Below are 21,414 nucleotides of genomic sequence, written 5' to 3'. Positions count from 1 at the left end.
AGCGCAAGGGAGGCACACCGTGCCCTACATCACCGCAGACGACGGTGCCGAGATCTACTACACCGACTGGGGCACCGAGGGGACACCCGTCCTGCTCAGCCACGGCTGGCCCCTCAACTCCGACGCCTGGTCGGCCGCCGCCCTGTTCCTCGCCGAGCACGGCCACCGCGCCATCGCGCACGACCGGCGGGGCCACGGACGGTCGAGCCGCACCTGGGACGGCAACGAGATGGACACCTACGCCGACGACCTGGCGTGCCTGGTCGACGCGCTCGACCTGCACGACCTCACCCTCGTCGGTCACTCCACCGGCGGCGGCGAGGTGGTGCGGTACGTCGCACGGCACGGCACGGACCGCGTCGCGCGCGTCGTCCTGGTGTCGGCCGTCCCGCCCCTCATGGTGCGGACCGACGACAACCCCGACGGGCTGCCGATGGAGGTGTTCGACCAGATCCGCGCGGGCGAGCGCGCGGACCGGTCGCAGCTCTACCGGGACCTGGCCGACGGGCCGTTCTTCGGTCACAACCGCCGCGGCGACGTCGACCAGGGCTTCCGCGACGCCTTCTGGCTCCAGAGCATGGCGTGCGGGCACCGCGCCGCCTACGAGTGCATCGCGGCGTTCTCCGCGACGGACTTCCGGCCCGACCTGGCCAAGATCGACGTCCCCGCGCTCGTGATCCACGGCGACGACGACCAGATCGTGCCCTACGACGTCGGGGGGAAGCGGTCGGTCGAGCTGATCGCCGACGCCCGCCTCCTGACGTATCCGGGCAGCGGCCACGCCCTGCCCGACACCGACCGCGACCGGCTGCACGCGGACCTGCTGGCGTTCATCGACTCCTGAGAGGGACCCCACGACCATGAGCTCCGACACTTCAGGCAGCACCGCACCCGACACCGTCGTCCTCGTCCACGGCCTCTGGATGACCCCCCGCAGCTGGGAGGGCTGGGTCCAGCACTACCAGGAGAAGGGCCTCACCGTCGTGACCCCGGCCTACCCGGGGTTGGAGGTCGAGGTCGAGGCGCTGCGCGAGGACCCGCAGGTCATCGCGGACCTCACCGTCCCCGAGACCGTCGAACACCTCGCCGGCGTCATCACCGCCCTGGACCGCCCGCCGATCATCATGGGCCACTCCTTCGGCGGCCTCCTCACCCAGATGCTGCTGGCCCGGGGCCTCGGCGCCGCGGGCGTGGTCATCGACTCGGCCCCGACCGAGGGCGTCCGGGTCACCCCGCCGTCCCAGGCGAGGTCGATCTTCCCGGCCCTGAAGAACCCCGCGAACCGTCACCGCGCCGTCGGGTTCACGCCCGAAGAGTTCCACTACGCGTTCACGAACACCCTCTCGGAGGAGGAGTCGCGCGCGGTGTGGGACCGGTACGCGATCCCGGCTCCCGGACGCTGGGTCTGGGACTACGGCCTCATCGCCAACTTCAAGCCCGGGCACCAGGAGACCTGGGTGGACTTCTCGACCGACCGGGCGCCGCTGCTGTTCATCGCCGGCGAGCAGGACCACATCATGCCGGCCTCCGTGAACCGGTCGAACGCCAAGCACTGGGAGAAGTCCCCGGCGCTCACCGAGTACTACGAGTTCGAGGGCCGCGACCACTGGACCTGCGGCGCGCCGGGGTGGGAGCGGGTCGCCGACCACGCCCTCACCTGGGCGCTCGAGCACGCGCAGGGGGCCGAGCGCGCCACGGCCTGACACCGGCCGAGGCGGACGCGCCGGGGGCGGCACCCGCCCCCGGCGCCGCACCCTGCCGCCGCCGAGGCGTGTCGGCACCGCTTGGTAGAACCGTGAGGTCGGCCCACGACGGCGGGGCCGGCCTCGCGACGACCAGGAGCCCCCATGACCCACCTGTCCGGCGACGTCCAGGCGTTCGAGTCCCGCGCCACCGACGCCGAGCTCGACGACCTCCGCGCACGCCTGGCCGCGGCGCGGCTGCCGGAGCCCGAGACGGTCCGCCGCCCCGCGCCCGACCCGCGCCGTTGGGACCAGGGCGTGCCGCTCGCCGACCTCGTGGACGTCGTGGACCACTGGCGCACCGCGTACGACTGGCGGGCGTTCGAGGCCCGCCTGGACGGGATCGGCCAGTTCCGCACGACGATCGACGGCCTGGGCATCCACTTCCTGCACCGCCGCTCGCCGCGCGCGGACGCCACACCGCTGGTCGTCACGCACGGGTGGCCGGGCAGCATCGCCGAGTTCGTCGACGTGGTGGACGAGCTGGCAGACCCCCCAGACCCCGACGCGCCGGCGTTCCACGTCGTCGTCCCGTCGCTGCCAGGCTTCGGCTACAGCGACAGGCCGGCCACCACCGGATGGGGCGTCGAGAAGACCGCGGCCGCGTGGGTGGAGCTGATGGGCCGGCTCGGCTACGACGAGTTCGTCGCCCACGGCGGCGACTGGGGTGGCAACGTCACCGCGGTCCTCGGCGGGAGGTTCCCCGCGCACGTGCTCGGCATCCACACCACGCTCGCCCTGGCACCGCCCGGGATGACGACGGACGGGCTGACGACGGAGGAGCGCCGGCGGACCGAGGAGACCCGCGACTTCTGGCTCCACCACCGGGCGTACGCGACGCAGCAGGCGACGAGGCCGCAGACCATCGGCTACTCGCTCGTCGACTCGCCCGTCGGCCTGCTCGCCTGGCTCCTCGACAAGTTCGCCGAGTGGTCCGACACCGTGGACAGCCCGTTCGAGACGATCTCGCGCGACAGGATCCTCGACGACGTCACCCTGTACTGGCTCACCCGGACCGGCGCCTCGGCGGCCCGCATCTATGCCGAGAGCCCCGGCTCGCTCGACCCCGACCTGCGGGTGGACGTCCCCTCCGCCCTCACCATGTATCCCGGCGACATCGAGTCGCGCACCCCGCGCGCGTGGGCGGACCGGCGCTACCGGCGGATCGTCCGCTGGACCGAGCCCGAGCGCGGCGGCCACTTCCCGTCGCTGGAGGTCCCCGACTTCTTCGTGGAGGACCTGCGCGCGGGCCTCGCGGCCGTGCTGGCCGCGAGCAGATGAGTGCGGACGAGCCGGTCTGTACGCCGGGTTCTGTTCCCGCGCCGGGTTGCCCCGGCACGGGCGACGGTCATCCATCTAGGCCCTGCGTTGCCGCAGGGCTCGAGCGGTCTACCCGGGAGCATCGGGCGGGCAACCCTCGAACGCTCCCTGTCTGACCTTGCTCCAGGTGGGGTTTACCGAGCCACGACCGTCACCGGCCGCGCTGGTGGTCTCTTACACCACCGTTTCACCCTTACCGCCTCCGGTCGCCCGGCGACGGCGGTCTGTTTTCTGTGGCACTGTCCCGCGGGTCACCCCGGGTGGCCGTTAGCCACCACCTCGCCCTTCGGAGCCCGGACGTTCCTCGGCGACGACGCCCGAGGGCACCGCCGACGCGACCGTCCGACCGACTCGTCCGCGCCGCACAGTCTATGCGGTCCCGCCTGCGGCTTCAGACGTCGACCTTGTAGCCGAGCGACAGCTCGTCCCCCGACCGCCCGCGGATGCCCCAGCTCTCGGCGGGCGACTCGATGACGACGAGCTCGACGTCGTCGGCGTCCACGCCGAGCGCGGGGGCGACGTCGTCGTAGACGCGGCGGATCAGCTCCCGCTTCGCCTCCCGCGAGCGCCCGGCGAACGCGACGATCTCGATCATCAGGTAGTCGTCCGAGCGCGGCGCGACCAGGTCACCGTCGTCGAGCAGCAGGAAGCGGTGGAACCGCTTCTCCTCCGGGATCTGCCAGGCCCCGACCAGCGCCGCGTGCACGGCGTCGGAGACCTCCGCGCGCCGCTGACCCCACACCGAACGGTTGCCGTAGACCTTCACGTGGACCATGCCCGGCGACGCTAGCGGAGGCCCCGCGGCACGGCCCAGGGGCATCCCAGCAGACGGACGCCGCGGCGGCTCAGGCGCGGTCGTGGGCGGCGCTGGTGGCGCGCATCTGGTCGGCGTCCCAGGTCAGCGCACCGGAGCGCAGGTCGGCGACGACGCCCCGCACCCAGGCGAGCTCGGCCCTGGTCACGACGACGAAGTGCTCGTGCTCGAGCATGAGCACCCGCGGCAGGCCCATCCCCGCGACGACGTCGTCCTCGGCCTCGGCCGCCGCGAGCGCCGCCTCCAGGTGCGCGGCCCGCTCCTCGAGCCGGTCGGCGACGGCGGCGGGGTCGTGCAGGGCGATGACAGCGAGCACGGCCCGGAACTCCGGGAACTCGCGGGCGGGCGCGGCCAGCGCGGCGTCCATCCACTGCCACAGCACGTCGCGCCCGGCGTCGGTGAGGGCGTACACGACGCGCGCGGGCGCGGAGTCGGCGGCGACCTTCTCGTGCACGGCCACGTACCCGTCGCGCTCCAGCCGGTCGAGCGCCTGGTAGACGCTGTTGCTGCGCGCCACGTTGACGACGGCGTCCTTCTGGCGCGTCTTGAGCAGTCGCTGCATCCGGTAGGCGTGCATCGGCTGCTCGGCGAGGAGCGCGAGCAGCACCATCGCCAGCGGCGAGCGGGGTCGGTCGGTCACGGGCACAGCCTAGGTCGTCGACCCTCCACTTGCCATTTTATGGCTATCCATTTTATGGTGTCGTCATGGATGCACTGGTGATCGGAGGCGGGGTCGCCGGGCCGGCGACCGCCATGGCACTGCAGAAGGCCGGCATCGGCGTGCGCGTCGCCGAGGCCCACGACCGCTCGGCGGACGACGCGGGGGCGTTCCTCACCGTCGCGCCGAACGGCCTGCACGCGCTCGGGGTGCTCGGCGTCGACCCCGCAGCGCTGGGCGGCTTCGACACCCCCACCATGCAGATGCGCAACGCCGCGGGCCGGCTGCTGGCCACCATCCCCCTGGGCTCTCCCGCCGGCGGGCTGCGCAGCCAGACGGTGCGGAGGTCCGACCTCTACGCCGCCCTGCGCGACGAGGCGGAGCGGCGCGGCATCGTGGTCGAGCACGGCCGCCGCCTCGTCGACGCCGAGGTCCGCGCCGACGGCCGGGTCACGGCCGCCTTCGCCGACGGCAGCGAGACCACGGCCGACCTGCTCGTCGGGGCCGACGGCATCGGCTCCCGCACGCGGCGGATCCTCGACCCGGCGACTCCCGCCCCGCGCTACACCGGCCTGCTCAACACGGGCGGCTACGCGCGCGGCGTGCACGTGGACGGCCCCGACGGCGTCTTCACCATGGTCTTCGGGAGGCGCGCGTTCTTCGCCTACGTCCGGCGCGGGCCCGGCGACGTGTGGTGGTTCGCGAACGTCCCGCACGCCGCCGAGCCCTCCGACGCCGACCTGGCCGCCCGGTCCCCCGAGGTCTGGCGCGCCGAGCTGCGGCGCCTCCTCTCCGACGACGCGTCGCCGGCCCTCGCGCTGCTCGACGCGACCCCCGAGGTCCTCGGCCCGTGGAGCACCCGCGACCTGCCCCAGGTCCCGGTGTGGCACCGCGGCCCACTAGGGCTCGTCGGCGACGCCGCGCACGCCATCTCCCCGACGTCCGGCCAGGGCGCGTCGCTCGCGGTCGAGGACGGCCTCGTCCTGGCCCGCTGCCTGCGCGACGTCGGCGACCCCGCCGCCGCGTTCGCGGCCTTCGAGGGGCTGCGACGCCGGCGGGTGGAGCGGCTCGTCGCCCAGGCCCGGCGCACCGCGAACCTCAAGATCCCGAGCCTCGCCACGCGCACGCTGCGCGACCGGGTCGTCCTGCCGCTGGTGGGCCGCGCCGCCGCGCGCGCCACCCACGACTGGGTCACCGACTACCGCGTCGAGTGGGACGAGCCGGTCGCGCTCCCCCGGTGACGTCCCGGTGACCGCCCGCGGGGCGCGCCCGCTTAGGGTGTCGGGGTGCTGATCTGCCTGCCGCCCTCCGAGGGCAAGACCCCCGCGCCCGAGGGTGCCGCCCCGGTCGACCTGGCCCGACTCACGGCGGCGGAACACCTCACCGACCAGCGCCGCGCGGTGCTCGACGCGCTCGCCGCCGCGAGCGCCCGGCCGGACGCCACCGACCTCCTGGGCGTGGGTGCGTCGCTCGGCGACGAGGTCGCGCGCAACACCGAGCTCAAGGCCGCGCCCACCGCGGCCGCCTCCCGCGTGTACACGGGGGTCCTGTACGCCGCCGCGGGCCTGGCCGACCTCCCCGCCGACCTCACGGGCGTCGCCGCCCGCGACGTGCGCGTGTTCTCCGGGCTGTGGGGCGCCGTCTCCCCCGCCGACCTCATCCCCGCCTACCGGCTCTCGATGGGTGTCGACCTGCCGGGGGTGGGCAAGCTCGCCGCCGCGTGGCGCCCGCACCTGGCCGCGGCGCTCGACGCGCGGGCCGCGGGCGACGTCGTCGTCGACTGCCGCTCCGCGACCTACCTGGCCGCGTGGAAGCCCGTCACGACGGGCGAGGGAGCCGCCGACTGGGTGACCGTGCGGGTGGTGCGGGAGGCCGACGGCAGGCGCACGGTCGTCTCGCACAACGCCAAGCACACGCGCGGCGTGCTCACCGGCCACCTGCTGCGCCGCTCCGGCCCCGCGCCGACCACCGCCGCCACCCTCCTCGACGCCGCCCGCGAGCTCGACGGCCAGGTCATCGGCACCGAGGTGGGCACCGGCCTGTCGTACCGGATGGTCGAGGCGACGCTGCACGACGCCGCCACGCGACGCGGGCCGCGCACGCTCGAGGTCGTCATCGCCTGACCGCCCGGCCGGCGGGCGGGATCGAGCCCACCCGGCGCACACTGGCCGCATGGCCTACGACGAGGACCTCGCCGCCCGCGTGCGCGACGCCGTCGGCGAGCGCGCCGACTTCACCGAGCAGAAGATGTTCGGCGGCCTGGCGTTCATGGTGCACACGCACATGGCCGTCGGGATCACGCGCGACGAGCTGATGGTGCGCGTCGGCACGGACGGCTACGACGACGCCCTCGCCGACGGCGCGCACGAGCTGCGGATGGGCGAGCGCGTCATGCACGGCATGGTCGGGGTGCCCCCGTCGGTCACGGCCGACGAGGCCGCGCTGCACGGCTGGGTGGCCCGCGGCGTCGACCTGGCGCTCGCGACCCCGCCCAAGCCGCCGAAGCGCTGACGGGCGGCCCCGGCGGCCCCGGCGGCCGTCCTCAGACGTCGGTCGGGAACCCGGTCACGGTGACCTCGGCGAGGGCGGGCTCGTCGCCGCCGGCCGCCGTGGCGAACCGCAGCACCGTGAGCGAGCACGGCGGCACCCGCAGCCGGGGCCACGACGCCGGCGGGGCGCCGAGCGCGCGGCCCACCAGGGCGCGGATCGTCACCGTGTGCGCGACGACGACGCTCGAGGCGGCCGGGTCGGCCGCGGCCACGACGTCACGCAGGCCCGGCCAGGCCCGCTCCCCCACGTCCTGGTACGACTCGCCGCCCGGGGCGCGGGCGGTGCCGGTCGCGGTCCACGCCGCCAGCTCGTCCGGCCAGCCGTCGGCGATGGCCTCGGGCGTCAGGCCCTCCCAGGCCCCGAAGTCGCCCTCGGCGAACCGCGCGTCCGTGCGCACGTGCTGCCCGGTCCGGCGTCCGATCGAGGCGGCCGTCTCGACCGCGCGCACGATCGGCGACGCGACCAGGGCACCGGCGCGGGGCAGGTCGGGCCACAGGTCCTTGCCGATCCGGAAGACGGCGTCCGCGGCGCGCGCCGCCTGGGTGCGCCCGCGCGGGCTGAGCGACGGACCGGGGACGCTGCCGCCGGAATAGGCGCGCGCCTCCGTCAGGGCCGTGACGCCGTGCCGCACCAGGACGACCGTCCGGGTGGCGGCAGGGTCCAGCGGGCTCGCCCCCGACGGGCGGGCCATCAGGCCGCCGCGCCCTCGTCGGGCAGGCGCACGAGGATGCGGCCGCACTCCTCGCAACGCACGATCTGGTCCTTCGGCGCGCCCTTGGCGGCCGCGAGGTCGCCCGGGTTGAGCTCGAGCCGGCAGCCCTCGCACCGGCCGCCGCGCAGTGCCGCGGCTCCCACGCCGCCGAGCTGCGCGCGCAGCTTGTCGTACAGGGCGAGCAGGCCCGCGTCGAGTCCCGCCGCGGCCGCCTCGCGCTCCGCCTTGACCGTCGACCCCGTCGCGTTGATCTCCGCCCACGCCGCGTCGCGCTCGGCGACCGCGGCGTCCTTGGCGGCCTGGAGCTCCGCGTGCGCGGACTCCACCTCGGCGAGCGCGCCCTGGTGCGCCTCGAGCCGCTCCATCACCTCGAGCTCCGTGTCCTCCAGCACCGACTGCCGGCGCGCGAGGGACTCGAGCTCGCTGACGAGGGCCTGGGAGTCCTTCGCGGACAGGGCGCCGGAGTCGAGCTTCTGCTGGTCCTTCGCCGCGCGCGTGCGCACCTGCGCGACGTCCGCCTCCGCCTTCGCGACCTCGCGCTCGAGGTCGCCCACCGCGGTGCGGGAGTCGACGAGCGAGGTGTGCAGGTCGCCCATGCGCCCGTCGAGCTCCGCGATCGTGGCCAGCGACGGATGGTTCCGGCGCTGGTGGACGAGCTGCTGCAGCCGCGTGTCGAAGGCCTGGACCTCGAGCAGTCGGCGCTGGTCCTCGGACGGTGCAGTGGCCACGGGTGGGTCCTCTCGCGTGTGTTCAGCTGGTCGGGGGCTCGGCGGCGTCAGCGAGCCGTGCTCGCCACCCGCGCGGTCCACGGGTCGGTGCCGATCGTGCTCACCCTGGTGGTCACCGTACCCTCTGGCAGCCGCCCCAGAAGATCCTCCGAGGCGTACCGCAGCCACGGCCACTCGCTCGCGAAGTGCGCCACGTCGACGAGGTACGGCGTCGCCGACGGGGCGTCCGTGCCGCTGGCCTCGAAGACGGCGCGCTCGCGCAGCTCGGAGGCCGGGTGGTGGCGCAGGTCCGCGGTCACGTACACGTCGACGGCGGCCGCGCGGACGGCGTCGAACAGCGAGTCGCCCGACCCGCCCACCACGGCGGCCGTCGTGACCGGGGCGTCCAGGTCGCCCGCCACCCGCACGCCCTGCGCCGTGGCGGGCAGCACGGCGGCGACGCGCTCGGCGAACGCCCCGAGCGTCGTCGGCTCGGCCAGCCGGCCCACGCGCCCGATCCCCCGCTCGACGCCGTCCGCGTCGTCCCGCGCGACCAGGGGCCGGCGCTCGCCGATGCCGACCAGGTCGGCCAGCGCGTCCGCGACCCCGCGCGGCGCGGAGTCGGCGTTGGTGTGCGCCACGTACAGGCCGCAGCCGGCCGTCAGCAGGCGGTGCACGACGTCGCCCTTGAACGTGGTGGCCGCCACCGAGTGCACCGGCCGCAGGAACAGCGGGTGGTGGGTGACCAGCAGGTCCGCGCCCCACGCGATCGCCTCGTCGACGACCTCGGCCACCGGGTCGACGGCGAGCAGCACCTTGCGCACCGGCGCGGCCGGGTCGCCCAGGGCCAGCCCGACGGCGTCCCAGCCCTCCGCCGTCGCCGGCGGGTACAGGTCCTCGAGGACGGCGACGACGTCGCGCAGGGCGGGGGCGCTGTCTGTGGTGCCGGTGGTCATGGCCCGACCCTAAAGCCGGGGACGGTCATTTGGCGTCGGCGTACGAGTCGACGGTCGCGACCGTCAGCGGGAAGTCGACCGGGAAGTCGCCGAAGAGCAGCCGGCCGGCCTCCTCGGCCGCGGCCCGCACCTCGGCGGCGACGGCGTCGGCGAGCTCGAGGGGCGCGTGCACCACGACCTCGTCGTGCAGGAAGAACGCGAGGTGGGGCCGGTCGGCGAACGGCGCGGGCGCCAGGCCCGGGCGGGCCTCCGGCGCCGTGCCGAGCGCCCAGAGCCGCCGCCGGATCGACGCCATCCAGCACAGCGCCCACTCCGCGGCGGTGCCCTGCACCACGAAGTTGCGGGTGAACCTGCCCCACGACCGCGTGACCGACCGGGCGCGCGCCGCGGCGTCGGCGCCGGCGTCGTCCGCGAAGGCGCCCGCCTGCGCCTCGTCCCAGGCCGAGCCGGGCGCCGGCGACGACCGCCCGAGCCACGTCGAGACGACCCCGCCGCGCTCACCGGTGCGGGCCGCCTCCTCCACCAGCGCGATCGCGCGCGGGTACTCTCGGCCGAGCCTCGGCAGCACCTGGGCGCTGGCCCCGGTCGTGCCGCCGTACATCGCGCCGAGCATGCCCACCTTGGCGAGCTCGCGGGTCGGCACCGCCCCCGACGCGACGATGCCCGCGTACAGGTCGCCCGCCCGGCCCGCGCCCGCCATCGCCTCGTCGCCCGCCATGCCCGCCAGCACGCGCGGCTCGAGCTGCGCGACGTCCGCCACGACGAGGCACCAGCCCGGGTCGGCGACGACGGCGCGCCGCACCCCCTTGGGCAGCTGCAGCGCGCCACCGCCCGTCGACGCCCAGCGGCCCGTGACCACGCCGCCCACCACGTACTCGGTGCGGAAGCGGCCGTCGGTCACCCACTCGTCGAGCCAGTGCCAGCCGTTGGCCGTGAGCAGGCGGTACAGGTTCTTGTACTCCAGCAGCGGCGCGACCACCGGGTGGTCGATCGTCGACAGCTCCCACTTGCGCAGGCTGCGGGCCCCCACGCCGGCGTACTGCATCGCCTTGAGCAGGTCGGGGTGCGAGTCGGGGTTGAGGGACGGCGGGGCGTCGAGCGCCGTGCGGATCTGCCGCGCGAGCTCCTCGAGCCGCACGGGCCGCTGCCCTTCCGGGGGACGCGGGCCCAGGGCCTCGGTGAGGATCGCGTCGTGCACGTCGCCGCGCCACGGCAGCCCGGCGTGGTGCATCTCGGCGGCCACCAGGGCGCCCGCCGACTCCCCCGCCGCGAGCAGGCGCAGGCGCCCGGGCGCGGCGGACCCGCGCACCGCGTCCTCCTGGAGCCCCAGCTCCACGGCCGGGTCCCACCCCTCCGCCTCCGCCGTCGGGGCGGACGGTGCCGGGCCGGCGAGGTCGAAGAGCGCGTCGTCCTGCGGCGGCCGGCGCGCCCCCACCGACGGCACGGTGCCCGCCGGGGTGGGCGCCATGGCGTCCCAGACGCCGGGCGGCGCGGCGGCGAGCGCCGAGCCGGCCGCGGGGGCGGAGTGCCGCAGGATCCTGTGCACCAGCCGCAGGTCGTGCGCGCGCTCCACCCGGACCCCGGCGCGCAGCAGGGCGGGGTACCAGCGGTTCGTGTCGTCCCACGTCCAGCGCGGACGGGGCGCGTCGCGGCCGGCGGACTCGCCGTCGACGACGAGGGCCGGCAGGTCGGCGGCCGGCACGGCGCGAGGCGCACCGTCGTGCACGCGGACCGTGCCGCCGGGCTCTCGGGTCAGGACGACGTGCACGCCGCCATCCTGCCCCGCGCCACCGACGCGTGTGTCGCCGCGCGACCAGGACGCCGATGTGGTGCGCTGTGCGAGGCCGCCCCGGCATCCCGGGGGCCACCCCGAGCGAGGAGGACCGATGACCGCCACGTCACCCGCCGCACCGTCCGTCGAGACCGTCGACGTGGTGGTGATCGGCACCGGCCCTGGGGGCGAGGACGCGACCGGCCGCCTGGCGCGTGCCGGGCTGGACGTGGTGGCCGTGGAGGCCCGCCTCGTGGGCGGCGAGTGCCCCTACTACGGCTGCATCCCGACCAAGATGATGGTGCGCGCGTCGGACGCCCTCGCCGAGGCCCGGCGCGCCGGCACGCTCACCGGGCGCGTCGACGTCACGCCGGACTGGGCGCCGGTCGCGCGACGGGTGCGCGACGACGCCACCGCGGACTGGGACGACACCGCGGCGGTCGAGCGGCTGGAGAAGGCCGGCGCCCGCGTGGTGCGGGGCCGCGGCCGCCTCGTCGGGCCCCGCGAGGTGGTGGTCGACACCGCCGACGGCGAGCGCCGGTTCCGCGCCGCGCGGGGCGTGCTCCTCAACCCGGGCACGGAGCCCGCGGTGCCGCCCGTCGAGGGCCTGGCCGGCACGCCGTACTGGACCAACCGGGACGCGGTGCGCGCCACCGAGGCGCCGGCGTCCCTCACGGTGCTCGGCGGCGGGGCCATCGGCTGCGAGCTCGCGCAGGTCTTCGCGCGGTTCGGCACCGCGGTCGAGGTCGTCGAGGCCGGGCCGCGCCTCCTCGCGCTCGACGAGCCGGAGGCGAGCCAGCTGCTGGCCGGCCGGTTCGCCGCCGAGGGCATCGGCGTGCGCACCGACGCGAAGGTCACCGGGGTGAGCCACGACGGCTCCGGGTTCACGCTCACCCTCGGTGACGGCACGCAGCTCGTCTCCGAGCGGCTGCTGGTCGCGGCGGGGCGCCGCACCGACCTGCGCGGGCTCGGGGTCGCCGCGGCGGGCATCGACGACACCGGCCGCACGATCGCCGTCGACGACCGCCTCCGCGCCGCCGACGGCGTCTGGGTGATCGGCGACGTCACGGGCAAGGGGGCGTTCACGCACGTCTCGATGTACCAGGCGCGCATCGCCGTCGCGGACATCCTCGGCACGGTCGGGGGCGTCGGGAGCGCGGACGGGAGCGAGGACGGCGAGCGGGCGGACTACCGCGCCGTCCCGCACGTGACGTTCACGGACCCGGAGATCGGCGGCGTCGGCCTCACCGAGTCCGCCGCCCGCGGCGCGGGGCTCACCGTCCGCACCGGCAGCACCGACCTGGCCGCCTCCTCGCGCGGCTTCGTGCACGGGCCGGGCAACGCGGGCCTGGTGAAGCTGGTGGAGGACGCCGACGCCGGGGTGCTGGTCGGGGCGACCGTCGCCGGCCCGGCGGGCGGCGAGATCCTCGCCGTCCTCACGCTCGCGGTGCAGGCACGGGTGCCCGTCGCCGAGCTGCGCCACATGATCTACGCCTACCCCACGTTCCACCGCGCGATCGAGAGCGCGCTGGCCGACCTCGACGAGGGGTGACCCGCCTGTCGGTACCGGCCCGTAGCGTCACGCCGTGACCTCGCACCACGCCACCGGGACCCCGGCCTCCGGGCACCACGCCACCGACCGCCTCGACCTCGCGCCGGTCACGCTCGCCGACCTCGACGCGCTGCACGACCTGCACGCCGACCCGCGCGTGTGGGTGCACTACCCCGTCGGGCGGCACACCAGCCGCGAGCAGACCGCCGGTCAGGTGGAGGGCTTCGCGGCCGACTGGGAGCGCGACGGCATCGGCTACTGGACGGTCCGGCGACGCGACGACGGCACGTTCGTCGGGATCGGGGGCGTGCGGCTGCGCCCCACCGGTGCGCTCAACCTCTACTACCGCCTGTCCCCCGAGCAGCAGGGCCACGGGTTCGCCGTCGAGCTCTCCCGGGCGGCCCTCGACCTCGCCGCGGAGCGCCGGCCCGACGTCCCCGTCGTCGCGTTCCTGCTGGAGCACAACGCCGCGTCGCGCGCGACGGCGGAGAAGGCCGGCCTGCGGCTCGTGTGGCGCGGGCCCGACGCCGGCAACCCCGACCCCGGCGCCGTGCGGCTCGTCCTCGCCGACCGGGACCTGCACGACGCGGTCCTGGCCGCCGTGGTGCGCGCCTGAGGCACCACGGCGCTCAGCGTGCCGGCGCGGCCTCCGGGGCCACCGTGCGCCGCTCGGACCGCGTGCCCACCACGACGGTCAGGTCGGTCTCGACCAGGGCCAGGGGCGCGGGCTCGGCGACGAACGCCCGGTCGCGGGGAACGGTGAGCACCACCGTCGCCCGCTCCCCCGGCCGCACGCGGACCCGCGCGAACGCCGCCAGCTCGGGCCGCGTCCACTCGAGCGAGCCCCGGCGCCGCACGACCACGCGCACCACCTCCTCCGCCGGTCCCGTCCACGCCACCGCGCCGCCCGCCGCGCGGCCGAGGACGTCCACCTCGACGACGAGGCCCCCGTCGCGCGCGGCGACGCGCCAGCCCAGCAGGCCGACGTCGGCGTAGCCCGAGCCGGCGCCCACGGTGGCGAGCGCCGCGGTGGGCGCGTCGTGGTAGACCCCGTCGGGCGTCATCCGTTCGTTCCACCGCGCCGGCACCACGCCCGTTCCCGCCGGGAGCGTCACCGGCAGCCGGCCGACCGGCTGCGCGTCGCCGACGAGCAGGCGCGCCAGCGCCCGGCCGCCCCGCGGGCCCGGGTACCAGGCCAGCAGCACGGCGTCGGCCGTGGCGAGCACACCGGACAGGTCGTAGGGGCGCCCCGCGACGACGACCGCCACGAGCCACGGCCTCCGCCCGCCGTCCCCGGCGTGCCCGGCGTCGACGGCGTCGACCTCGCCGCGCAGCCGCCGCAGGAACCCGTCCTGGCCGGCGGGCAGGCGCAGGTCGGCGCGGTCGACGCCCTCGCCGCAGTCGGCGGCGGTCGCTCCGGCGGAGGCACCGTTGTCGGCGAACTGCTCGTCCGGCTCGCGGTGGCTGGTCCCCCCGACGACGGCGACGACGACGTCCGCCCCCCGGAGGTCGTCCGCCGCGGGCACGCCCGGCACGAGCGCGACGTCGGCCCCGTCCGGCGCGAGCCGGCCCTCCAGGGCCTGTGCGACGGACACCGCCTCGTCGGGCCGCAGGGGAGGCACGTAGTCGCCCAGGAGCGAGGTCGCGAGGTCGGCGTGCGGACCGGCGACGACCCACCGTGCGCCCTCGCGCGGCGCCCACGGCAGCGGGCCCCGGCGCAGGAGGACGGCCGAGCGCTCGGCGAGCGCCTCGGACAGTCCCAGCGCGCGATCCGCCAGGTCGACGCGGTCGCGGGCGGCGGGGCGGCCACCGTCCACGGCGTCTCCGAGCAGGCCCAGCTCGGCCTTGACCCGGAGCACGCGCCGACAGGCCGCGTCGATCGCACCGTGGAGCGCGGGATCGTCGTCGACCGCCTCCTCGAGCCGCGTGTACGACTCGTCCCACAGGCTCAGGTCGACGCCGGCCGACAGCGCCGCCGCGGCCGCGGCGCGCGGCTCGCCGAGGATCTCCACGAGCCGGTCCACGGCCTTGCCGTCCGCCATCACGAGGCCGTCGAAGCCCCAGTCGTCGCGCAGCGTGCCGGTCAGCAGGCCGGCGTTCGCCAGGCACGGGATCCCGTCGATGTCGTTGTAGGCCGCCATGAGCCCGAGGGCGCCCGCGTCGACGCCGGCGCGGGCCGCGCGCAGGTGCAGCGCGGCCAGGTCGCGCGGACCGAGGGACGCGGAGTGGCCGTTGCGCCCGCCGACGCCCTCGCCCTGCCCGGCGAGGTGCTTGAGCACGACGCCGACGCCCTCGCCCGCACGGACCCGGGCGCGGTCCGTGCCCTGCATCCCCTCCACGAGGGCGGCCGCGAGCGCCGCGGACAGGTCCGGGTCCTCGGAGAAGCACTCCTCGCTGCGCCCCCACCGCGGGTCGCGCAGCAGGTCGAGCGCGGAGACGAGCGCCAGGTGCACGCCGTCGGCCCGGAGCAGGGCCGAGACCGCCTCGGCCGCCTCCGCGAAGAGGTCCGGGTCCCAGGCCGAGCCGACCGCGAGGTTGGTCGGCAGGAGCGGACCCCCGAGCGCCTGGTGGCCGTGCGGCGCCTCCTCGACCACGAGGGCGCCGATGCCGTGCGACGACGCGGCACGCACGGCGTCCGCCACCAGGGCCGCGACCTCCGCCCGGTCCTGCGGCAGCACCCCGGTCTCCCAGTCCCGGCCGGACCAGGCGTCGGCCCGGAAGAGCCCGTAGAGGGCGCCCAGCCCTCCCCACCTCTCGACCTCGGCGTGGAACGTGTCCGTGAGGCGGTACCCGCCACCGACGCGCTCGACGGCCTGCCACCCGAGCAGCCGCTGGTTGAGCTGGCCCACCTTCTCCCGCAGGGTGAGGCCGGCGACCAGGGCGTCCAGCCTCGCCTCGGTGGCGTCGTGGGCGGGGGCGCGGGTCGCCTCAGGCATGGAAGAGCTCGTTCCTGGTGCGGACCCGGATCGGGGGGTCGGCGTCGAGGCCGCCCGTCCCCGGGCGTTCGGGGCGCAGGACGACGGTGGCCCGCTCGCCGGGCAGCAGGGTGCCCAGCGCGGCGTCCGCGCGCAGGCCCGGCGACTCGACCTGCACGTCGGCGACGGCGACGCCGGCCTCCAGGCGCACCAGCAGGTCCTCCCCGCGCCGCTCGACGGTGTGCGTCACCGCGGGCGCCGGCCACCGCATGCCGTCGTCGCGGACGAAGGCGTGCACGGCGCGGTGCGCGCCGTCGGCCCCGTCCCCGGCCGGCGATGTCTCCGCGACCACGAGCTCCTCCCGCCGGTGGCCCGCCTGGGTGATGCCCGGGCCCACCCGGACCGTGAGGACGGACCGCGCCGGCACGACCACCTCCCGCGCCTCGCGGGCGACCTCGCCGTCGAGGACGTGCGCGCGGCGCACCGTGAGCAGGTCGGCCCAGACCTCGTCGGTGTCGTTGACGAGCACGACGGCGAGCCCGGCCTCTCGCGGCTGGATCGTCACCAGCCGGTCGGCGAAGGCCCGGCGGACGGCGTACCAGGCCGGCTTGGGGCGGCCGCCGTGGTCGACGAGCGACCACGACAGGGCCGGCCAGACGTCGTTCAGCTGCCAGACCAGGGCACCGGCGGTCCGGGGCCACCAGGACCGGAAGTGCTCGATGCCGGACCGCAGCGCGTGCGCCTGGTTGAGCCCGGTCGCCAGGTGCCAGCGCTCGGTGCCGGCGGCGAGCGCCGCCGGGTCGGGGAACCGGCCGGCGAGCCGGTCGACGAGGTTCCGCTGCCCCGCCGGCTGCTTCTGCCGCGCCGCGAGGGCGGCGTCGTCGGGCCGGTCCGGGACGGTGCCGAGCGCCTCGGCGAGCGTCGGCCAGGTCGCCGGTGCCTGGTAGCCGAACTCCGCGACGAACCGGGGGATCTCGTCCCGGTAGTGGGCGTAGTCGAAGAGGTTCCACGGGTCCCACAGGTGCACCGGGCCGTCACCGGGCACCTGGGGGTGGACCCCGGGCTCGGACGCGACGGGGCTGTTCGCCACGTACACCGCGCCGGGCGCGTGCGCGGCGACGGCCGCGGGCAGCACCTCGCGGTAGTACCCCTCGCCCCAGGCCCGGTCGCGCACCTGCGCGCGCCAACCCCAGTCCTCCCAGCCGAGGACGCACTCGTTCGCGCCGTTCCACACGACGACGCTCGGGTGCGCGGCGAGCCGCCGCACCACGTCGTCGGCCTCGGCGGCGACCTCCGCCCGCATCTCATCGTGCTCGGGGTAGGCGGCGCACGCGAAGGCGAAGTCCTGCCAGACGAGGACGCCGAGCTCGTCGCAGGCGGCGTAGAAGGCCTCGTCCTCGTAGATGCCGCCGCCCCACACGCGCAGGGTGTTCATGTGCGCGTCGACGGCCTGCCCGACGCGCTCGGCGTAGCGGGCGGGCGTCATCCGGGAGACGAGGACGTCGTCCGGGATCCAGTTCGCGCCCTTGCAGAACACGGGCCGGTCGTTGACCCGCACCGTGAACGCCCGCCCGTGCTCGTCCGGCGTCGTGTCGACGGCGACGTGCCGGAAGCCGACGCGGCGGTGGTCCTCCTGCAGCACGCGACCGGCGGCGTCCACGAGTCGCACCGCGACGTCGTGCAGCGCCGCCTCGCCGTACCCGCGGGGCCACCACGGCTCGGGGCGCTCCACGTCGAGCTCGAGGCGGTTCCGCCCGGGCCCGACCGGGCGGCGCCACGTCGTCGCGGGCGCCGCGTCGCCCGGCCGGGCGAGCACGACCTCCACCTCCAGGCCGCCGGCGTGCGCGCCCTGCGGGGCGGTCTCGACGTCGAGTCCGACGACGAGGACACCCCGGGCGAGGTCGGCCGACGTCGTCGTGGTCACGTCGACCTCCGCGCGGGCGGTGTGCCACCGCTCGAGCCGGACGGGGCGCCAGATCCCCGCCGACACCAGGGTCGGGCCCCAGTCCCACCCGACCTCGCAGGCCATCGTCCGCAGCTCGTTGTACGGGTAGGCCCAGTCGTAGGGCAGCGGGTCGTCGCCGGCCGCGTCGAGCATCGCGCGCGCGGACGACGCGAACCGCACGCGCAGCTCGTTGTCCCCCGGCGCGACGACGTCCGTGACGTCCACCCGGTACCGGCGGTGCATGTTCCGCGTGGCGGCGACCTCCGCGCCGTTGACGGTCACGGTCGCGACGGTCTGCAGCCCGTCGAGCACGAGGTGCCGGCGCTCGCCCTGCGCCGGCGCCTCCTCCAGCTCGACGCGGGTCGTGTACTCCCAGTCGGTGAGCCCGACCCACTGGACCGCCGCCTCGTTGCCGCCCTGCAGGGGGTCCGGGATCACGCCCGCCCGCAGCAGGTCGGTGTGCACGCACCCGGGCACGACGGCGGGTACCTCCCACCCGGCGGCGGTCCGGTCGGGCGCTCCCTCGGCGAGCGCGCCCACCGGGCGCACCACCCATGCGGGACCGCCGAGGTCCACGGTGCGCAGCACGCTCACACCTCCGGGTAGTCGGTCGGGGCGAGGTACCCCGCGGGGACCTCCGGCACCGACGTGACGCCGGTGCGGAACGCCTCGACGCCCGTCAGGCGGGCGCCGTCCCCGGCGAGCTCCACCGTGAGCCCGTCGACCGTCACCGGCTCGACGAGGTGGATCCGGCCCGCTCCGACCGTCCCGCCGGAGGCCAGCACCCGGCCCCCGGCCCGCACCGTGTGCGCCGTCGCTCGCTGGCCCTCGCGCAGGTCCTCCCGCAGCCGCAGGTGGTCCAGCTCGACGGGCCCGTCGAAGCGCACGGTCCAGGTCACGACGTCACCGTCGTGGCCCGCAGGCGCCGGGTCCGACGGCGTCCCGGCCGCCACCGGCGTGCCGAACCGGCGCTCCACCTCGGCGCCGAGCTCTCGGACCCGCGCGGCGTCCTCGTCGGGGATCAGGCCCCGGACGTCCGGCGGCAGGTTCAGCAGCAGGTTCGCGCCGAGCCCCACCGACCGGTAGTAGATGGCGAGCAGGTGCTCGAGCGACTTCGGCTCGTCGTCCGGGGCCCAGAACCAGCCGCGCCGGATCGAGACGTCGCACTCCGGCGGCAGGTAGAGGGCCTCGGTGAACTCGGAGGTCACCACGGTGTAGTTGCTCATCTGCGTGTGGTCGACGACGTACTCGACCGGGTCGGACGCGAGACCGTCCTCGTTGCCCACCCACCGGATCGTCGGGTCGCCCATGTTGAACACCATGGCGTCCGGCTGGTGCTCCCGGGCCACGGCCATGATGGCCGGCCAGTCGTAGGCGTAGCCCTCGGACCCCGCGCCGTCGAACCAGAGCTCGACGAGCGGCCCGTACCAGGTGCACAGCTCGCGGAGCTGCTCGGCGTAGAGGCGGGTGTAGACCTCCGGGTCGGCGTACTCCGGCGCGTGCCGGTCCCAGGGCGACAGGTACACCCCGAGGCCCAGGCCCGCCGCGCGGCACGCCTCGGCCAGCTCGCCGACGACGTCGCCCCGGCCGCCCCTCCACGGGGACGAGGCCACCGAGTAGTCGGTCGTGCGGGTCGGCCAGAGGCAGAACCCGTCGTGGTGCTTGGCGGTCACGACGACGTAGCGGGCGCCAGCGGACCGGGCCACCTCGACCCACTGCGCGGCGTCCAGCTCGGTCGGGTCGAAGGAGGCGGCGTCGAGCGTGCCGTCGCTCCACTCCTTGCCGTGGAAGGTGTTGACCCCCACGTGGAAGAAGACGCCCACGCCCAGGTCCTGCCAGGCGAGCTGCTGCGGTGAGGGAGAGATCACTTGATTGCACCTGATTCCACTCCGCGGAAGAAGTACCGCTGGAGCACGACGAAGAGCACCATGATGGGCGCGATGGCGATGATCGACCCCGCCATGATGACGCGGGGGTCGAACGAGAGGGCGGACGCGGAGAGCCGCGCCAGGCCGAGCGCGAGGGTGAAGTGCTCCTCGCTGCGCAGCACGATGAACGGCCACAGGAAGTCGTCCCAGGCCGAGATGAACGAGTTGATGACCACCACGACCATCGACCCCTTGGCCGCGGGCAGGAAGATGCGGCGGAACCTGGTCCACTCGTTCGCGCCGTCGAGCAGCGCGGCCTCCTCGACCTCGTTCGGCACGGCGGCGAACGTGGCCCGCATGATGAGGACGTTGACCGCGGCGATGGCCCCGGGGAGCCAGACGCCGACGAAGCTGTCGCTGAGCCCCATGTCCCGGACCATCATGTAGAGCGACACCATGATCGACTCGAACGGGAACATCATCGACAGGATGAGCAGCCAGTAGAAGACCCGGCGGCCTGCCCAGGCGACCCGCGACAGCATGTAGCCGGCGAGCGTCGGGAAGACGACCTGGGACGTCACCGTCAGCACGCACATGATCAGGCTGTTGCGCATGTACTGCAGCATCGGCACCTGGTCGAACACCGTGCGGTACGCGTCCAGGCTGGGGTCCCGCGGCAGGAACGTGGCGGACGCGCCGAAGATGGCGTCGGCCGGTCCCTTGAGGGACGACGCGAGCTGCCACACGATCGGGCCCACGCTGATCCCGAGGACGAGCAGCAGCACCAGGTAGCGCACGAGCACCGCGCGCTGCCGGCCCTTGTCCCGCCAGGTCTGCACCGGCGAGCGCCGTCGGGTCGGCCCGTCGGGGCGGGTCGCGGCGGCCGGCGCGACGCCGGGGGGTGTGGTGGTGGCGGTCACTGGTCGTCCTCCGATCCGCCGAGCTTGTGGGAGGCGATCGCGAGCCCGATGGTCAGGACGAAGAGCGCCACGGAGACGGCCGCGCCGTAGCCCGCGTTGCCGGAGACCGGGTCGAGCGCCGTGTCGCGGATGTAGAAGGGCAGCGTGCGGTCCGCGCCGCCGGGCCCGCCCGTGGCCCCGCCGAGCACGTAGATCTCGGTGAACACCCGCAGCGACCCGATGCCGGACATGATCCCGACCAGCAGCATCGTCAGCCGCACCCCGGGCACGGTGATGTGCACGAAGCGCCGCACCGGTCCCGCGCCGTCCAGCTCGGCGGCCTCGTACAGGGCGCCGGGCACGTTCGCGAGCGCCGCGAGGTAGAAGATCATGTACCAGCCGATCCCCTTCCAGACGGTGAGCGCGATGGCGGACAGCAGCAGGAGCGTGGTGTCCGACAGGAACGGGATCGGCGAGTGGATCAGGCCGAACTTCTCGAGCGCCGTGTTGATCGGGCCGCGCTCGTTCAGGAGGTTCTGCCACACGAGCGCGACGGCCACCATCGAGGCGACCACGGGCGTGTAGTAGGCCGCGCGGAAGAACCCGATGCCGGGCAGCTTCCGGTAGACGAGCTGGGCCGCGACCAGCGGCAGCACCACGAGCAGGGGGACGGCGATCACCGCGTAGACCACGCTGTTGCGGGTGGCCAGCCAGAAGTCGGGGTCCCCCAGCAGCCGGGCGTAGTTCTCCCACCCGACGAAGTCGCCGCCGCCGCCCAGCGGGCGCGCGTCCGTGAACGACAGCAGCACGGTGTTGACGAACGGGAAGATCCCGAACACCCCGATCACGACGACCGTGGGCAGGATCCAGAGCAGGGGCACCCACCACGCACGGTAGAGCGCAGCCCCCGAGGTCGGGCGGGAGCGCCGGGCGCGCCCCCGCCCCTCGGTCCGCGGCCGGTCGGCCGCCAGGGTCCCGGCCTCCGCCGGGCTCGTCGTCGCCACC

19 protein-coding genes and 1 other RNA gene are annotated in these 21,414 nt (G+C 75.7%); 8 read left to right on the top strand and 12 right to left on the bottom strand.

Features of this window, described 5'->3' with window-relative positions:
• The first annotated feature begins 19 nt into the window (after positions 1 to 19).
• The 3 genes from ACFU5J_RS17915 (at position 20) to ACFU5J_RS17905 (ending at position 3,023) form a co-directional block, all read left to right on the top strand.
• Positions 20 to 844, top strand: a complete 825-nt coding sequence (locus tag ACFU5J_RS17915) for an alpha/beta fold hydrolase (protein ID WP_430576043.1) — start codon at positions 20 to 22, stop codon at positions 842 to 844.
• A gap of 16 nt (positions 845 to 860) precedes the next feature.
• Entirely contained in the window at positions 861 to 1,703 is an 843-nt protein-coding gene (locus ACFU5J_RS17910; protein ID WP_430579634.1) for an alpha/beta hydrolase, read from the top strand.
• 144 nt (positions 1,704 to 1,847) lie between these two features.
• A complete protein-coding gene (locus tag ACFU5J_RS17905; protein ID WP_430579633.1) occupies positions 1,848 to 3,023 on the top strand; it encodes an epoxide hydrolase family protein in 1,176 nt (391 codons plus the stop codon).
• A gap of 3 nt (positions 3,024 to 3,026) precedes the next feature.
• On the opposite strand, the gene rnpB is transcribed toward ACFU5J_RS17905, so the two are convergent.
• From rnpB to ACFU5J_RS17890, 3 genes are all read right to left on the bottom strand, one after another.
• An RNA gene (rnpB, locus tag ACFU5J_RS17900) (RNase P RNA component class A) lies at positions 3,027 to 3,416 on the bottom strand.
• Between the two features lie 37 nt (positions 3,417 to 3,453).
• On the bottom strand, positions 3,454 to 3,837 hold the full coding sequence (locus tag ACFU5J_RS17895; protein ID WP_430579632.1) for a tautomerase family protein: 384 nt from the start codon (positions 3,835 to 3,837) through the stop codon (positions 3,454 to 3,456).
• A gap of 70 nt (positions 3,838 to 3,907) precedes the next feature.
• Positions 3,908 to 4,516, bottom strand: coding sequence for a PadR family transcriptional regulator (locus tag ACFU5J_RS17890; protein ID WP_430579631.1), 609 nt, complete (start codon positions 4,514 to 4,516; stop codon positions 3,908 to 3,910).
• A gap of 65 nt (positions 4,517 to 4,581) precedes the next feature.
• Here ACFU5J_RS17890 and ACFU5J_RS17885 point away from each other — a divergent pair, with 65 nt between their 5' ends.
• From ACFU5J_RS17885 to ACFU5J_RS17875, 3 genes are read left to right on the top strand one after another with little or no spacing between them, the layout of a single operon-like run.
• Positions 4,582 to 5,775, top strand: coding sequence for an FAD-dependent monooxygenase (locus tag ACFU5J_RS17885; protein WP_430579630.1), 1,194 nt, complete (start codon positions 4,582 to 4,584; stop codon positions 5,773 to 5,775).
• A 45-nt stretch (positions 5,776 to 5,820) separates the two neighbouring features.
• Entirely contained in the window at positions 5,821 to 6,657 is an 837-nt protein-coding gene (locus tag ACFU5J_RS17880) for a YaaA family protein (protein ID WP_430579629.1), read from the top strand.
• Positions 6,658 to 6,706: 49 nt separating this feature from the next.
• Positions 6,707 to 7,045: a TfoX/Sxy family protein gene (locus tag ACFU5J_RS17875; protein ID WP_430576050.1), complete on the top strand. Its 339-nt coding sequence runs from the start codon at positions 6,707 to 6,709 to the stop codon at positions 7,043 to 7,045.
• A 31-nt stretch (positions 7,046 to 7,076) separates the two neighbouring features.
• Here the strand turns inward: ACFU5J_RS17875 and ACFU5J_RS17870 are convergent, their stop codons facing one another.
• Genes ACFU5J_RS17870 through ACFU5J_RS17855 form a run of 4 tightly spaced genes read right to left on the bottom strand, consistent with a single transcriptional unit; the run spans position 7,077 to position 11,227 of the window.
• The gene (locus tag ACFU5J_RS17870) at positions 7,077 to 7,775 is read right to left on the bottom strand and encodes a histidine phosphatase family protein (protein ID WP_430576051.1); all 699 of its coding nucleotides are present in this window, start codon (positions 7,773 to 7,775) and stop codon (positions 7,077 to 7,079) included.
• On the bottom strand, positions 7,775 to 8,524 hold the full coding sequence (locus tag ACFU5J_RS17865; RefSeq protein WP_430579628.1) for a zinc ribbon domain-containing protein: 750 nt from the start codon (positions 8,522 to 8,524) through the stop codon (positions 7,775 to 7,777). The genes ACFU5J_RS17870 and ACFU5J_RS17865 overlap by 1 nt, the downstream gene beginning before the upstream one ends.
• Before the next feature lie 47 nt (positions 8,525 to 8,571).
• On the bottom strand, positions 8,572 to 9,459 hold the full coding sequence (locus ACFU5J_RS17860) for a Nif3-like dinuclear metal center hexameric protein (RefSeq protein WP_430579627.1): 888 nt from the start codon (positions 9,457 to 9,459) through the stop codon (positions 8,572 to 8,574).
• A gap of 25 nt (positions 9,460 to 9,484) precedes the next feature.
• Positions 9,485 to 11,227: a bifunctional 3'-5' exonuclease/DNA polymerase gene (locus ACFU5J_RS17855; RefSeq protein ID WP_430579626.1), complete on the bottom strand. Its 1,743-nt coding sequence runs from the start codon at positions 11,225 to 11,227 to the stop codon at positions 9,485 to 9,487.
• A gap of 118 nt (positions 11,228 to 11,345) precedes the next feature.
• Between ACFU5J_RS17855 and ACFU5J_RS17850 the strand changes: the two genes are divergently transcribed.
• Positions 11,346 to 12,782, top strand: a complete 1,437-nt coding sequence (locus ACFU5J_RS17850; protein WP_430579625.1) for a dihydrolipoyl dehydrogenase family protein — start codon at positions 11,346 to 11,348, stop codon at positions 12,780 to 12,782.
• A 34-nt stretch (positions 12,783 to 12,816) separates the two neighbouring features.
• Positions 12,817 to 13,398, top strand: a complete 582-nt coding sequence (locus ACFU5J_RS17845; RefSeq protein WP_430579624.1) for a GNAT family N-acetyltransferase — start codon at positions 12,817 to 12,819, stop codon at positions 13,396 to 13,398.
• 13 nt (positions 13,399 to 13,411) lie between these two features.
• Here the strand turns inward: ACFU5J_RS17845 and ACFU5J_RS17840 are convergent, their stop codons facing one another.
• Genes ACFU5J_RS17840 through ACFU5J_RS17820 form a run of 5 tightly spaced genes read right to left on the bottom strand, consistent with a single transcriptional unit; the run spans position 13,412 to position 21,413 of the window.
• Complete coding sequence (locus ACFU5J_RS17840) at positions 13,412 to 15,718, bottom strand: glycoside hydrolase family 3 N-terminal domain-containing protein (protein WP_430579623.1); 2,307 nt, start codon at positions 15,716 to 15,718, stop codon at positions 13,412 to 13,414.
• On the bottom strand, positions 15,711 to 18,230 hold the full coding sequence (locus ACFU5J_RS17835) for a glycoside hydrolase family 2 protein (protein ID WP_430579622.1): 2,520 nt from the start codon (positions 18,228 to 18,230) through the stop codon (positions 15,711 to 15,713). The genes ACFU5J_RS17840 and ACFU5J_RS17835 overlap by 8 nt, the downstream gene beginning before the upstream one ends.
• 2 nt (positions 18,231 to 18,232) lie before the next feature.
• Positions 18,233 to 19,510 (bottom strand): alpha-L-fucosidase, encoded by a 1,278-nt coding sequence (locus ACFU5J_RS17830; RefSeq protein WP_430579621.1) that lies wholly within the window; start codon positions 19,508 to 19,510, stop codon positions 18,233 to 18,235.
• Entirely contained in the window at positions 19,507 to 20,430 is a 924-nt protein-coding gene (locus ACFU5J_RS17825; protein ID WP_430576060.1) for a carbohydrate ABC transporter permease, read from the bottom strand. Before ACFU5J_RS17825 ends, ACFU5J_RS17830 begins: the two co-directional genes overlap by 4 nt.
• A complete protein-coding gene (locus ACFU5J_RS17820) occupies positions 20,427 to 21,413 on the bottom strand; it encodes a carbohydrate ABC transporter permease (RefSeq protein WP_430579620.1) in 987 nt (328 codons plus the stop codon). Before ACFU5J_RS17820 ends, ACFU5J_RS17825 begins: the two co-directional genes overlap by 4 nt.
• Position 21,414: the final 1 nt, after the last annotated feature.

It is taken from the genome of Isoptericola sp. NPDC057559 (assembly GCF_042801555.1).
Lineage (GTDB): Bacteria > Actinomycetota > Actinomycetes > Actinomycetales > Cellulomonadaceae > Isoptericola.
The sequence above is the reverse complement of the archived record's forward strand: the minus strand, read 5'-3'. Positions and strand labels throughout refer to the sequence as shown.

Coding starts and splice junctions, on each gene's coding strand:
- ACFU5J_RS17860 (WP_430579627.1), bottom strand. CDS start 9,459: ATGACCACCGGCACCACAGACAGCGCCCCCGCCCTGCGCGACGTCGTC.
- ACFU5J_RS17850 (WP_430579625.1), top strand. CDS start 11,346: ATGACCGCCACGTCACCCGCCGCACCGTCCGTCGAGACCGTCGACGTG.
- ACFU5J_RS17910 (WP_430579634.1), top strand. CDS start 861: ATGAGCTCCGACACTTCAGGCAGCACCGCACCCGACACCGTCGTCCTC.
- ACFU5J_RS17905 (WP_430579633.1), top strand. CDS start 1,848: ATGACCCACCTGTCCGGCGACGTCCAGGCGTTCGAGTCCCGCGCCACC.
- ACFU5J_RS17870 (WP_430576051.1), bottom strand. CDS start 7,775: ATGGCCCGCCCGTCGGGGGCGAGCCCGCTGGACCCTGCCGCCACCCGG.
- ACFU5J_RS17895 (WP_430579632.1), bottom strand. CDS start 3,837: ATGGTCCACGTGAAGGTCTACGGCAACCGTTCGGTGTGGGGTCAGCGG.
- ACFU5J_RS17885 (WP_430579630.1), top strand. CDS start 4,582: ATGGATGCACTGGTGATCGGAGGCGGGGTCGCCGGGCCGGCGACCGCC.
- ACFU5J_RS17875 (WP_430576050.1), top strand. CDS start 6,707: ATGGCCTACGACGAGGACCTCGCCGCCCGCGTGCGCGACGCCGTCGGC.
- ACFU5J_RS17840 (WP_430579623.1), bottom strand. CDS start 15,718: ATGCCTGAGGCGACCCGCGCCCCCGCCCACGACGCCACCGAGGCGAGG.